The sequence below is a fragment of the Rothia halotolerans genome (assembly GCF_004136635.1).
GTDB classification, from domain to species: Bacteria; Actinomycetota; Actinomycetes; order Actinomycetales; family Micrococcaceae; genus Rothia; species Rothia halotolerans.
Genome location: NZ_NOIU01000001.1, coordinates 33,354 through 46,239, shown reverse-complemented (window position 1 = coordinate 46,239; position 12,886 = coordinate 33,354). Strand labels below are relative to the sequence as shown.

Below are 12,886 nucleotides of genomic sequence, written 5' to 3'. Positions count from 1 at the left end.
CCACGGCCTCTACTCGTGCGCCGCCGGCTGCGGCCTCATCGGGTCACAGGCTCGCGCCCTCGTCCTGCTCCTCGTCCTTATCCTGGGCCTCCTCAGCCTCGGCGCGCCGCTCCCGGTCTTCGCGCATGTTCGCCCGGGCCTCCTCGAAGCGACGAGCAGCTTCGGTCTGGGCCGGCTCCTGCTCTTCAGCTGCGGCAGCCTCCTCGCGCTGGTCCGCGTGCTCTTCGTCGACAGCCTGCTCTGATTCCTCCTCCTGCTCGAGCTGTTCCTGCTGGGCCTGAGCGGCCTCGTTCTCCTGCTCCTGGCGCTGACGCTCCAGCTCCTCCTGCTGCTGGCGCTCGTTCTCCTCCTGCTGCGCGCGCTCGGCCTCTTCCTGACGTCGCTGCATCTCGTGCAGGCGCTGGGCCTCGGAGGCCTGGCCCTGGTCGTCGCCCGAGGCGAGGAGAGCATCGCCCTGCTCGCCCTCGATGAACGCCTCCTGTCGAAGCTGGCGCTCGCGCTCCCACTGGGCCTGCACCCGCCGCTGCGCCTCTGCGTATTCGGCGGAGTTGAGCGCGCCCTCGCCGTAGCGGTCGGCCACCGCCTGCTCCCCGTCGCGGGCGAGCAGCAGCCGCATCCGGTCGGCCTGCTCCTGATCGATCGTCGTCTCTGCCATGATCTCGTTCCTCTCTCGTTGTGGTTCGTTGCCTGTGCCAGGGCCTGCGTCAGGCCCTGGCGCGTCTCGCCCGGGTCAGCCGCATGTCGGCCGCCTGTGCTCGCAGTTCTCGGGCCTTCGCCCGGTACTTCTCCGCTCGCTCTTCCGCGTTGTTGTAGAAGTGGTAGTTCGGGCTCGTGCGTCCCAGCGTCGGCCGCGGCGCGAAGTAGTAGTGCTGTTCGACCTCGGTCTCCTTCGCCTTCTTCTCCATCTCGTCGGCCCAGCCCTCGAGCCTGTTGATCCAGTACTCGATCGACTTCGTCTCGGTCATCGTCATCACCTCCTCTCGTCTCACAGGCCCATGCCCTGGTCGTGGTCGTTCGCGGCATGGGCATCCGATTCGCGGTCGGCGCGGAGGTTGTCCTTCGCCTCCGCGGCTCGCTGTTCAGCGGCAGTCGGCACGAGCTCTGCCCTCCGGGACGCCGTCTCCTGCCGGTGTGCGCGCAGGTCCTCGTCGTAGTCGCGCGGCGAGTAGACGCCCCGCTTGATCAGATCGCGGACGTCCTTCGCCCACGCGCCGTTGAACTCGGCCTCGTGCCGGAGCTCCTCGATGCGGTCATCGTGCTGGCCGAACAGGTTCTGCTGCTGGAGATCCTCGATCTCCTCGTGATGTGCCACGCGGGTGTCGAACGCCATCTGAGCGTCGTCGCGCATCGCTGCCCGCTGCTCGAGCGGCCGGCGGAACCCGGGCGACATGGCGTCCCCGTGCGTGTCGAGCAGCTGCCTCCGGACACCGCCGATCTCGACGAGGCGCTGCTCGAAGGCGGCGTCGGGCATCCGTCCGCGGTAGTCCTCCTCGAGCTGGGCGAGCATGTCGAGGCGTTCCCTGGTCCGCGGCGACTTCACCTCGATGCCGCGCAGGCGGGACGTGAACGTCGTCGTCGGGGACTGCTGCTCCTCGCGTTCGTCGATGCGCGGCGTCGTCGTCGGCATAGCAACGTCGCGTGTCGAGTCTTGAGAGGTGGCAGTGGCCTCGACCGCCTGCGAGGACTCGGCTCGCGCAGCGATGGCTTCGCGCTCCTGCACGGTCTCAGGGCGGCCCAGCGACCACCACTTCACCGCGAGGTAGTTCGCCTCCTCGTCGGTGTACCCGTGCTCTCGACGCATCGCGGCGAGATCATCGCTGCGCATGGTCTCGAGGTAGCCGCTGCGACGGTCGTCCTTGACGATGACCTTCTCGGCGACGAGCCGCGCCAGCTCGTCCTCGGTCAGCCCGGCGAACCGCTGCGGAGGGTCGGCGAGGAACGCCTGCCGATCGCGCTCGAACTGCTCGCGGTCAGCGTCCTGAGCGGCCCAGCGCTGGTCGAAGTCCCGGTCGACGCGCTCGTCGAAGGCCTCGGTCTCGTTCTCGAGCTGCTTGAGCTTGGCCTCCTGCCGCTCGATCGCCTCGGTCACCCGGCGGTCGCTGGCGGCCTGCTGCTCCTTGGCAGCCTGAGTCGCCTCGATCTCGGCGATCTGCTCCTCGGCCTGCTCGCCGAGGACGTGGAGGCCGGCGTCGGCGTTCTCCCGCCGCGTCGCGGCCCGGAACTGCCTCCGCGCGTCCTGCTCGTCGTCGGCGACGGCGTGGACGGTGTTGGCGTGCCGACCACGTGTGAGCGAGACGTACAGGCCGGCGGCATCGGTGCGGTCGGTGAGGACGAGGTGCGCCCGGTCGACGGTCATGCCCTGCGCGCCGTGGCCGGTCAGTGCCCAGGCGAGCTGGACGTCCTCGCGGACGTAAGCTGCCGAGAGCTCCCGGCCCTTGCCCTTGTCGTTCTCGACGACGATGCCTCCGTTGTCCCGGATCTCCTTGACCGTCCAGGTCTCGCGGTTGGCGACGTCGAAGTCACTGTTGTTCTTCCGGGTCGCCACCTTCGCGCCCACGGCGATGCGGTCGCCGTCGCGTCCGGTCACGGTGCGGCTGACGTCGATGTCGCCGCGCTCGATGAGGCGATCGAGGATCCTGTGGTTGATCTCCTGGTTGAGCGCGTTGGTCGCGGAGATGGCCAGGGAGTCCTGACCGGCGGCGAGCTCCTCGACGACCGTCTGGGCGACGCCGTCGATGATCGCCTCGCGGCCGTCGGTGACGAGCTGGTCGCGGCGCTTGAGGAGATCGACGAAGGCGTCCGGCCTCTGGCGCAGGCGCTGCTTGAGCGTGGCAGCCGCGTACTCCTCGTCGAGGGTTCCTTCGGCCGTGCGGAAGCGCTGAAGCTCCTCGAGGACGACGTGCTGGTCGCTGAGCTCGGCGGCCCGAGCGAGGTAGCCGCTGCGACCGACGGCGGCCAGCTGCTTCGAGTCGCCCATGACGGCGTAGGTGCCGACATTCATGTCGTCGACGTACTTGTGCAGGACGGCGGCGGTGGCCTTGTCGAGCATGCCGACCTCGTCCACGACGAGGACGGTGTTCTCGTCCATGCGCCACTGCGGCGGCTGTTCCTTCCACTGATCGGGCAGCACCCATGCGTTGCCGTTCTCCGGGTCCATGAACGCGCCGGCGCGATAGAGCATGCTGTGGACCGAGTTGCCCTCGGCGTCGATGGCCTCGCCGGCCTCGATCGCGCCCTTCTTCGTCGGGGACACCACGACCATGCGCCGACCGGTCTTCATCAGCTGCTCGTTGGCCGCCTCCAGGGTCGAGGTCTTTCCCGAGCCTGCGGCCCCTTCGATGGCGGCGACCCTGTGCGTGCCGGTGAGCATCCGCGCGGCCCTGGCCTGGCCGTCGGCGAGCGTGAACGTGCCCCGGTCGACCTTGACCTCTCCGTCGACGCCCTGGTGGCGGCTGCGGCGCGCGAGGCTCTCCTCGATGGCCTGCTCCTGGTCGATGACCTCCTGGGTCGTCCAGTGCCGGACGTGCTCGGTGCCGTCGCTGATGACCTTGCGCCCGAGTACGGAGACGAGACGTTCCTGGGCCGCGGCGATCGCGTCCTCGCGCATCTCGTCGAGGTCGGCGTGACCGGTCTCGCGCAGCGGCGCGATGCGGCGGTCGAGCGCCCGCATGAGATCTCTGGTCGACCACGCCGAGCGGCGGGACTCGAGCTCGCGGACGACGGACCGGCCCAAGGTCAGCGGGCCCTTCTCGACGATCTCGGCGGCGGCCTTCTCCTGCTCGTCCTCGACGAGGTCCTTGATGTCGGCGACGAGCTTCTCGTAGTCGCGCTGCGTCTCCTCCGACCAAGGCTTGCCCTCGAACGGCAAGAGCCGGCGGTCGCCGATCTTCTGCTTGCCCTGGGGGACCTCGATCTCCTCGGACAGCGCCTTGAGGCTCAGCTGCGCGTCGATGGCGTTGTAGCTGTACTCGACGCCGAGGGTCTTGCCGTTGATGCCCGTGGACTTCGGGCCCGAGCTCGTCAGCCGGTAGTTGTAGTCGTGGTTCCTGCCGGCCACGCCGCGGCGCAGGCCGGTCTCGCGGACGGCGACGCCGCGCTTGTGCATCTCGGCGACGAACGAGTCGCGGTCGTGGACACTGTCGGTCAGCAGCGCCTCGTAGATCGCTCGGCGGATCCGGTCCTGCTGGCTCTCCTTGCCGGCCCGCTTCGCTTCCCAGTACGAGTGCTGGCCGTCGCGGTGCTGGGCTTCGGCGTACTCCTTCGTCCCGACGCGGGCGAAGCTCTGCTCGAAGCCGTATTCCTGATGCGCGTCGAGGAACTGCTCGAACGCGGCGCGGACCGCGTGCACGCGGAGCAGATCACCGGCCATCTTGTGGCCGGCCTTGTACTGCACGCCGTCGAGCTCGAAGTCGGCGTAGATCGTCGAGTTGCTGGCGACGTGGACGTGGACGTTGCCCGACTCACCGTTCCTCTCCAGCCACATCGACTCCTGGATGCCCGGGTACTTCTCGTCGCGCATCGCCTTGACGGCGAGGAAGAATCGGGCGCAGTCCTCGACGCTGTCGGGATTGACGAGGTCGCGGCCGGCCGAGTAGATCGTGTGGGTCGCCTCGGACTCCTTCTCGTACCTGACGAGGTCGTCCGCCTTGACGAGCAGATGGGTCGGGGTCTCGTCGGCGCGAACCGGCCGCTTCCTCCACTGCTTGCCGTCGTGGTACCGAACGTGCGTTCCCCGCTGACCGTTGGCGTGGATGCCGGTCTCCGGATCGACGGCTTCGTAGCTGTCGTTGACCTTGCGCGTCGCGCCCTGGGTGCCATGCTCCTCGCGGACGGCCTTCCACTGAAGGATCTGAGCCTCTGCGTCGTGCGAGCAGTGCCGGGTCGCCGTGAACAGCGGGGCCTCCTGGCCCTCCTCGAGCTTGTCCCGGTAGCGCTGGAGCGGCGCGGCCGTCCGACCGGTGAGGACCTTAGCGACGATGCTGCCGCGGGTGACATCGCTCATGTTCCGGCCCGCATCCGCTCGATGAGGGCGCGGGCATCGGCCAGTACCTGGTCGTCGGTCAGCTCGATGGAAGCTTGCACGTCGAGGCGGCGCTCGATGCCGCGCACCGCGTAGATGAGATCGTGGAGCTCGTCGTGCAGATCCTCGGCGGCGACCTCGCCCTCGCGCAGACGCAGGCGCTGGACGTTGGCGAAGCGGGAGACCTGGTTGAGGAGCCCGCCGATCATCTGGCGCTGGTGCGCTCGCTCCCGCCATGCGGCGGTCGCACGGTCGAGGGCCTCGACGAGCGGAGCGATCTCTTCTTCGATCGCTGCGATCCGCGCCTTGCTCTGCTGCGCGGCGTCGACGGCTTCGTCGCCGAAGCGTTCCCAGATGAGCTTGAGCGCCTCGCCTCGAGACAGACCCAGCTTCGCTCGCTGACGGTCGAGGTCGGCGATGTCGTCGTGGAAGGACGCGCCGACGACGGTGCGCTTGCTCTTCTTGGGTGCCATGACGCCGGACCTCGCACAGTAGCTACGAATGTCCGGCTACTGCCCGTCCTACGACGGTCCGGCCCCGCGCGGTCCCGCTGTCCGCCCTCGGAGAGTCTCGGCCTGTCGGCCGCGGTACTGGTCAGCCATCCTGGCCTTCCATTGCCTCAATTGTCTCATCCTGCACACCAGGGTTCAAGCACACAGCAGGCTGTGGAGCAGAGAACTCCATGAGCATCCAGAAGTGAAATGCTCAAGGTCCACAATGGAAGCTGCATCAGCAAGGGGCTTCATCCAGATGGGCATTCCACCCCACCTTGGTGTTGACCTGGACCCAGTGGCAGGCAGACTCTCTGGTTAACCGGTCATCGGCCCTTCGGGCCCCCGCGCTGCGCGCGAACCGAGAGTCGGCCTGCCTCGGTCCTCGCTCCGCTCGGCCCTCGGAGGTAGGGGGCTTCGCCCCCTGGTCGCCTTCGGCTCCCCACCCCCGCGAGAAGACCCGCGCAGGCGCGGGCCGAACGACGACGATGCGGCTCCTGCTCGTCATCCGCTGCTCCCTGCGCTCCGCTGCTCCCTGCGCTCCGCTGCGGTCGATATGCCAGGTCGGAGCGGAGCGCAGACCGGCGGCGTCACGGACGTCTCCATTCGGACCCATAGGCGACCACGGGTCGACATCGACGAGCCCTCGTCAAGACCGTGCATGACCATGCCCCGATGAGTGGTCTGACCGAGGGCTCATCGACGGCTGGGCTGTGACTGCTTCGAGACCGGACATGTCCGCGATCAGGCCCGATCATTCCGGCGACCCATGAATGGTCTCGTTGTGGCGCACGTGAGCCCTCGATCAGCCCGGACATGTCCGGAGGTGCTGGCTACACGACGAAGCCCCGGTCACCTTCGCGGTGATCCGGGGCTTTCGTTGGCGGCTCGGGCGAGCCGAGCGTGCTGCCTCATGCGGGCTGTGCGACACGCTCCTGCGGCGTCGGTGCTGGACCGGGAGCAGGCGTCGCCCTGGCGTCCGGCTTGTCCTCGACCTTGGTCTGCTGGCTCTTCGCCGATGCCTTCCTCGCCTCCGAGCGCTCCTCGCGGCGTTCCTCGCGACCCTCGTCGTCCTTGCGCTGGAGCTCCTCGATCACGGACGGGTCGACTGCCTCGACGAGGGCCTCGACCATCTCGAAGAGGCGCACGGACCTCACGTCCTCCCTCTTGTCCACGGCCACCGACATGCTCTTGCCCTTGACCACGCGGACGTTCGGGTGCTCGGGCTCGACGCCGAGGAGATCGTAGAGCTCCAGGACGAGCCGGGTGTGGTTGTCTCCCGCGTGCTCCTTGGCCTGCTCGATGCGCCGCTCCTCGGCCTCGGCCTCGGCCTTCTGCTTGGCCTCGCGCGCGGCGAGCTCGCGGCGCAGCTCCTCGATCTTCTCGTCCTGGCGCTGCTTCTTCGTCTTGAATGACATCGTCTTTTCCTCCGTCTGATCAGGTGTTTTCGTTCTTCAATTCTCGGCGATTCGAATGTGCGTTGAATGTGAAAGTTCAGTTGCTGACAGGATCACCGCCTTCGTCGTTCTCGTCGGTGCCCTCCGGAGCGGTAGCGGAGGTGGCACCGGCCCCGTCGGGAGCGGCAGCGGAAGACGGGGTGCCCAGGTCGTCAGTCGCCGGTCGGGTGCTCGATGACCTCGATCGACCCTGCGCCGTCGATGCGGATCCGGGGACGGTCGTAGACGTTTGCGAGCGGGTTGATCTCGATGGATCCGTCGGGGAACACGAAGACGTCGGCCCGCTCGTACTCGAGCTTCGGCCAGTGGATGCGCACGCCGCCGTTGACGGCTTGATGGACCGCCGGGCGCTGGTCGTTCGTGGTGTCGTCGCTCATGTCAGTTCTCCTCGTCGGTGTGGTTCTCGTCGCCGCCCGGAGCGGGAGCGGAGGTGGCGTCGGCGTCGGGCGGCTGGTGCGCACGCCGGCGCTTCGCATGCGCTCGCGCGAAGACCGGGGGCTTGGGGCGGGGGTCAGGCTCAAGGCCGCCCGCATGCGCCGCGGCCCAGAGCACGAGCCGCAGCTCGTCATGGTCGAGACCGGTGATGGCGTCACCAAGATCGACCGGGTGCTCTTCGCCGGCGAGGCTCGTCGCGACGGCCAGGATGCGGCGCTCCCCGCCGGACAGATGGCCGTCCTCGGCCGCGGCGACGTCCGGGTCGAACCAGACGCGGCCCTGCTCGTCCTTGCGGATCCATGGGCCGTCGAGGAGCCGACCGTCGAGGGCGGTGATGAGCAGCTCGACCGCCGCCTCGAGGGGCAGCAGGCCCCGCGCCCAGGCCCTGAGAGCCCGAGCGCGGTGGTCGACGTCGATGCTCATGCTGCCGCCGCCTTGAAGTCGGCGACGGCCGCTGCGAGGCGATCAGCGCGGTGCCCGGCCCACTGGTGGAGGCTGCCCTCCCTGTCGGTGAAGAGGACCGACAGAGACTCGGCGGTGACCGTGGCGTACGGCACGCGCGCGGCGTCGAGATAGCGCCTGGTCGCCAGCGACTGGACGTCGCCAGAGGTGCTGACGATGAGGCTGGGGTTCGTGGACATGGAGTTCTCCTTCTCTGTGGTGGGGTGGGTCTGATCGGGGATGGTGGTCATCGGTCAGCTCCTCCGCGCTTGCGCAAGACCTCGACGCCCCGCGGGTGGTTCACAGCGACGACGACGCCGAGGCGCTTGGTCATCTCGTCAACGAACGCCCGGACCTCCGGATCGGCGCTCGGGTCGCCATCGACGGCCTTGGCCAGCTCGCGCTCGAAAGCCTTCCTCGACAGGGGCCGACGGGTCTTCTTGGTCATGGGTGGGCCTTTCTCGGGTGGGACGTCGGTGGTCAGGTGGTCGGCGCGTCGTTGTCGGCTGGAGCATCGATGTCGTCGTCGCCGCGATACTTGATGCCAGCGGCCGCGGTCGGCGGCGCGCTGGGCGCGTCGGTCGCCTGCGCGACAGCGGTGTTCGACCGCGGTGTCGAGCGGAGGATGCCGCGGTACTTGTCCCTCACCGACCGCTTCCAGGCCTTGAGGTCGTACTCGGCGATGAGCGGCTCGGTGGCGTTCATGTGCCTGCCGATACGGGTCTCCTTGACCTTGCCCGTCTTGTCCTTACCCGGGAAGTGCCACTCGGGATCGGCGCGCACGATCTCGATGAGGTCGGCGATGAACTGCTGCCTGCCCACGGGCGAGCCCGTGGGCGACACGTCGGCGAACCAGGCCTTGTAAAGGTCGTAGGCGAAGGTGAACGGCACGAGGTCCCAGGCGAGGCGCTCCCGGAACTCCCCCCAGAAGGCGCGGACGGGATCGTTGGCCTCCTTGTACTCGGCGAGGACGATCTCGGTCGCCTCCGGCTCGGACAGCTCGTAGTACGCGCCGCCGCCCGCCTTGTGGAGGACGTACCAGAGGGCGTACTCGAGGACCTCGGGCCGCTTGAGGTAGTCGTCCTTGATGTAGCGGCGCTCGGCCTCGCCGCCGAACCATTTCGAGAACGGGACGAAGAGCTGCCGGCGGTAGAACGACTCGGACTTGTCCTTGACCCGCGGAAATCCGTTGAGGCACTGGACCATGAAGCCCTCGAAGCGATACGCGAGCGGCATCCGATACTTGCGGTCGATCTGGATGACGTCGCCGGTGACGACGGCCTTGAGATTCGCGGCCTTATCGATGTACTCTCCGACGTCGTTCTCGTCGACGATGATCGCCGTCGACTTGATGAGAGGCTCGAGAGCGAAGTTCTTGCCGAAGTCGGACAGCGGGATCGAGGTGTGGGATCCAGCGCCGACGAGATTGCGCAGGAGGCTGCAAGCCGTGCCCTTGCCGTTGTTGCCCCGCTCCGAGTAGAACCAGGCGGACTTGTTCCAGCTCACATGCGGACGGATGATCGCTCCCGCGATCTCCCAGAGCAGTTCAGGGACGCCCTCGTCGTCGGAGAGCTCGGCCACCCAGGACTCGAGGTCCCAGACCGTGCCGTCAGGATTCTCGATGAAGACGGGAGCGGCGTCGTCACGGTAATCGACCTTGCTCTTCACGAGGAAGACCAGCGCCGGGTCGAAGGGGTGGAGCGACTTGGGCTCGAAGTGGAACTCCTTGCCGCCGATGGCGATGTCGAGCGGCTCGGTGCCGTAGTGGAAGATGCCGTTCCCGACGGCGATGAGGTCGCGGTGCTGGCAGGTCGTCGTCCGCCTACAGTCCTCCTTGAGGACGGCGAGGACCTCGTTGAAGTCGCGGAGGATGAGCTGGGCGTTGTAGCCCCGGGCCTTCTTCCGGATGTCGTCCTCGCTCGCCGTGTAAGTTCCGCGACCCGGGCCACGTGACTGGTACATCGCGATGGGGTCGTACTCCTGATCGACGTTGCTCTCGCCGGCAGGCGAAATCCTGACAACGTTGTGCAGCCGAATCAGGATCTGGGCGACCTGCCAGGCGTTGAGGGTCTTGGCCATCGGCAGCTTGAGGTCGCGGTCGCCGGTCTTGGCGTTCTCGGCGCGGATCACCGCGTTGGCGATGGTGAGCAGCTGGGCCTCGATGACGGCGGGCCCGGGGGCATCGCCCGGGTCGAGGTCGGCGAGGTAGGCCTTCGTCACGAAGGTGATGATCTGGTTGAGGGGGACGAGGCCCTGCTGCTCGGCGAAGTGAGCCTTGACCCTGTCGAGGACGCCGCCGGCCTCGTGACCCCGCTTGGCGGTCTCGCTCCCTGTGGAGCCCACAGCCTCGTCGGTTTCAGGTACAATGGAGGTGTTGGAAGACATCGCGTGTCCTTTCAGCAACGCCTGGCAACGAGTCCCACCTCGGCCAGACGGACAATCGGTTGAGATCAGAAGCCCCGCCTCGTGCGGGGCTTCTCTCATGTCCTCGCAGGGGCGAGCAGGCAGCCGAGTTCGGCCTTCTGCTCGGCGGTCAGAGGCGGGAACGTGTCGACGATCTGCTCGACGAGAGCCTCGAGGTCGTCCTCGGTCTTCCGCGTGGCACTGGGCGCGTCGAGGGTCGCGGTGCTCATGCCGACACCTCGGCCATCGAGTTCCAGGCGGCCCACTCGGCTTCCAGGTCGGCCCAGGTGTAGACGGCGTACTCGACGTCGCTGTCCTCGTCGATGCGGAACAGCGCGGCCACGCCCTCGGAGTGGGGCGCGTAGGCCACGATGCCCCACGTGAGCCGGACGTCGCTCCAGAACTGCACGAGCTCGGAGTCCGCATCCGGCGAGTTCTTCATGGCTGCGCCGAGATCTTCGATGAAGCGTCCGCGCTGGCACTGCGGCGGCTGTGCCGTGCCGGTGTCGACGGCGCTCATGCCGAGGCCTCCTCGGCAGGCTCGACAGGCACGGCGAGATAGCGGAGATCGCTCTCACGGACCTTCAGGGTCTTCCCCACACGCACGGCGGGGACGGCTCCCTCGTGGATGCGCGCGCGGATCGAGTTCTTCGAGCCGTAGCCCAGAGCCCACAGCTCGCGCACGGAGTACAGCCGGTCCGGCAGCTGATTGACAGAGGTCATGACAGGAGCCCTTTCAAGACGCCCGATCAACCGTGTCGTCGATCGGTGCCTCGACTGCTCCCCGCGCCTCCGGTTGAACCGAAGATCTTCTTTGCCGCCTGCGTGGTCGAGTTCCATCCGGGGCCGCGTCCCCGGCCCGAGATCTCCCCAGTCGCCAGTGTCGGCGAGAGATCAACGGTCTTATAGAGCGGTGACGGGGCCACTGAGCTCCGCCTTGCTCCCGACTCTACCAACTCGCACCGATCAAAGCAACTTTGATGCTATAGACTGCGATGAGAGCATCTTGTGTGGGTGCTGAGAGAGGGAGACATGGCCACGCCCGAAGAGATCTTCGCCCACCGGCTGCGGCACCGCCGCATGGCCGTCGGCATGACCCAGGCCGAGCTCGCTCACGCGCTCTCGGAGCGTCTCGGGGTCACGCTCATCCCCACGGCGGTGAACAAGATCGAGAAAGGCCTGCGAGGCGTCAAGCTCAACGAAGCCGCCTACGCTGCCGAAGTGCTGCGCATACCGCTGGTGCACCTGCTCGGTGGGGACGACGACGAGCACGACGTCGAGATCCGACACGCCGAGTACGCGGTCGAAAAGGCGGACCTCCTCCTTCGCGCCGCACAGGAGGAGGTCGAACGACGCGAGGAAGAGGTCGAGGCCGCGAAGGAGAAGCTCCGGGAGCTCGAGCACCAGGACCTTCTCAATGACCTTCATGTCCAGCAGTGGCCGCTGCGGAACCTCGATTGAGCACTCCTGCCGCTTCGCGCAGGCCAGGTGGCCTGAGGGAGGGGTCGGGTCAGTGAGGCGTTGAGGTCTATTAGCCTCCGGCCAATTTCTGCACGTAGCGCGAGCAAGGAGGAGCACACCCAAGCGGTCACGCCCCTCGCAACGCGCTCGCCGCCGGGGACAACCAAGGGGAGACCGCTCTCGCAAGCGGACCCTGGCCGACGGGGCTGAGCGACGCGCCTGTCTCACGAGCGTGAGACAGGCATACTCCCTGGTCAGAGCGCATGTTTCCCGCGGAAAGTCAGCGAAGTGTCGCACGCCGATTTCCAGGCGTGAGACAGAGTTTGTCCTGGTCAGGGCAGGTATTTGAGCGAATGTCTCACATGTCTCACGCTTTTCCCGGGCTTATCTAGGACAGAACCAGCATGCAGGTCTACGCATCCCATTGGACGCAGCTCGCTGCTCGCGCGTATGTATCTTTCTAAGAATTGGTGAGACAAGTGAGACAATCACCCCTAAAACTGCCTCTGACCTGCGGAAACGCCTGTCTCACGATCCATTTTGAGTGTGCGACAGTGCATCCGGAGTCAACCCCTGAAACGGCCTTTGACCTGCGGAAACGTCTGTCGCACAACCGTGAGACAGACGCGCTGGCATCCCATGCAGCCTTCCTCTGACCCCCGGCCCTCGGCCGGCCCAGGCCGCCAGGCCAGCGCGCAGCGCCGACCTGTGCTGCCGTCGCCCGAACACAGAGCAGCCCCGGTGCTCAAGCACCGGGGCTGCTCCGCCTCGCTCAGCCGTTCCGCGACCTCCTCGCCTCGGCGAAGACTCGTCGGATCTCCTCGACCTGCTGCGGCGACAGCGGCGGAGGCGGGCAGCACCGCCTGCAGTGGATGGTCAGCGACCCCGACATCGAGTGCCGCTCGTTCCCGCAGCGGCCGTGCTGCTGAGCGAAGCGCTTCTTCTCGGCCTCGTAGCGCTCCCGCTGTTCGTCGGTGAAGTGCGCGGTCCCGCCCGACCGCCATTCCTCCCCGTCCAACCACGGCTGCCCGCAGCCGCGGCACGGCGTCCTGACCTTGAATTCCTCCCAGGTCAGCGGTGGGGCAGCCCGTTCGTTCATTTTCCTCAGCCGCTCCGCCAGTTCGTCGTTCATATCCTCCATCGCTACTCCCTCTCTGTGGTGCAGGGTTGTCGTCAAA

15 protein-coding genes are annotated in these 12,886 nt (G+C 67.4%); 1 reads left to right on the top strand and 14 read right to left on the bottom strand.

What is annotated here, in order from left to right:
- Positions 1-43: 43 nt before the first annotated feature.
- From EWV39_RS00250 to EWV39_RS00205, 13 genes are all read right to left on the bottom strand, one after another.
- Entirely contained in the window at positions 44-655 is a 612-nt protein-coding gene (locus EWV39_RS00250) for a hypothetical protein (RefSeq protein ID WP_129656312.1), read from the bottom strand.
- 49 nt (positions 656-704) lie between these two features.
- On the bottom strand, positions 705-965 hold the full coding sequence (locus EWV39_RS00245) for a hypothetical protein (RefSeq protein WP_129656311.1): 261 nt from the start codon (positions 963-965) through the stop codon (positions 705-707).
- 20 nt (positions 966-985) lie between these two features.
- Positions 986-5,002: an AAA family ATPase gene (locus tag EWV39_RS00240; RefSeq protein ID WP_165313055.1), complete on the bottom strand. Its 4,017-nt coding sequence runs from the start codon at positions 5,000-5,002 to the stop codon at positions 986-988.
- The gene (locus EWV39_RS13730; RefSeq protein ID WP_165313053.1) at positions 4,999-5,493 is read right to left on the bottom strand and encodes a hypothetical protein; all 495 of its coding nucleotides are present in this window, start codon (positions 5,491-5,493) and stop codon (positions 4,999-5,001) included. Before EWV39_RS13730 ends, EWV39_RS00240 begins: the two co-directional genes overlap by 4 nt.
- A gap of 929 nt (positions 5,494-6,422) precedes the next feature.
- A complete protein-coding gene (locus EWV39_RS00235) occupies positions 6,423-6,929 on the bottom strand; it encodes a hypothetical protein (protein ID WP_129656309.1) in 507 nt (168 codons plus the stop codon).
- 191 nt (positions 6,930-7,120) lie between these two features.
- Entirely contained in the window at positions 7,121-7,345 is a 225-nt protein-coding gene (locus tag EWV39_RS00230; RefSeq protein ID WP_129656308.1) for a hypothetical protein, read from the bottom strand.
- A 1-nt stretch (position 7,346) separates the two neighbouring features.
- Complete coding sequence (locus tag EWV39_RS00225; protein WP_129656307.1) at positions 7,347-7,826, bottom strand: hypothetical protein; 480 nt, start codon at positions 7,824-7,826, stop codon at positions 7,347-7,349.
- A complete protein-coding gene (locus EWV39_RS00220) occupies positions 7,823-8,095 on the bottom strand; it encodes a hypothetical protein (RefSeq protein WP_129656306.1) in 273 nt (90 codons plus the stop codon). Before EWV39_RS00220 ends, EWV39_RS00225 begins: the two co-directional genes overlap by 4 nt.
- A complete protein-coding gene (locus tag EWV39_RS00215) occupies positions 8,092-8,292 on the bottom strand; it encodes a hypothetical protein (RefSeq protein WP_129656305.1) in 201 nt (66 codons plus the stop codon). Before EWV39_RS00215 ends, EWV39_RS00220 begins: the two co-directional genes overlap by 4 nt.
- A gap of 32 nt (positions 8,293-8,324) precedes the next feature.
- Positions 8,325-10,229, bottom strand: coding sequence for a DNA primase family protein (locus EWV39_RS00210; RefSeq protein WP_129656304.1), 1,905 nt, complete (start codon positions 10,227-10,229; stop codon positions 8,325-8,327).
- Between the two features lie 95 nt (positions 10,230-10,324).
- Entirely contained in the window at positions 10,325-10,477 is a 153-nt protein-coding gene (locus tag EWV39_RS13725) for a hypothetical protein (protein ID WP_165313051.1), read from the bottom strand.
- The gene (locus EWV39_RS13720; protein WP_165313049.1) at positions 10,474-10,767 is read right to left on the bottom strand and encodes a hypothetical protein; all 294 of its coding nucleotides are present in this window, start codon (positions 10,765-10,767) and stop codon (positions 10,474-10,476) included. Before EWV39_RS13720 ends, EWV39_RS13725 begins: the two co-directional genes overlap by 4 nt.
- Entirely contained in the window at positions 10,764-10,970 is a 207-nt protein-coding gene (locus EWV39_RS00205; protein WP_129656303.1) for a MerR family transcriptional regulator, read from the bottom strand. The genes EWV39_RS13720 and EWV39_RS00205 overlap by 4 nt, the downstream gene beginning before the upstream one ends.
- A gap of 309 nt (positions 10,971-11,279) precedes the next feature.
- Here EWV39_RS00205 and EWV39_RS00200 point away from each other — a divergent pair, with 309 nt between their 5' ends.
- The gene (locus EWV39_RS00200; protein WP_129656302.1) at positions 11,280-11,708 is read left to right on the top strand and encodes a helix-turn-helix domain-containing protein; all 429 of its coding nucleotides are present in this window, start codon (positions 11,280-11,282) and stop codon (positions 11,706-11,708) included.
- A gap of 772 nt (positions 11,709-12,480) precedes the next feature.
- Here EWV39_RS00200 and EWV39_RS00195 read toward each other — a convergent pair.
- Positions 12,481-12,840, bottom strand: a complete 360-nt coding sequence (locus EWV39_RS00195) for a hypothetical protein (protein ID WP_129656301.1) — start codon at positions 12,838-12,840, stop codon at positions 12,481-12,483.
- Positions 12,841-12,886: the final 46 nt, after the last annotated feature.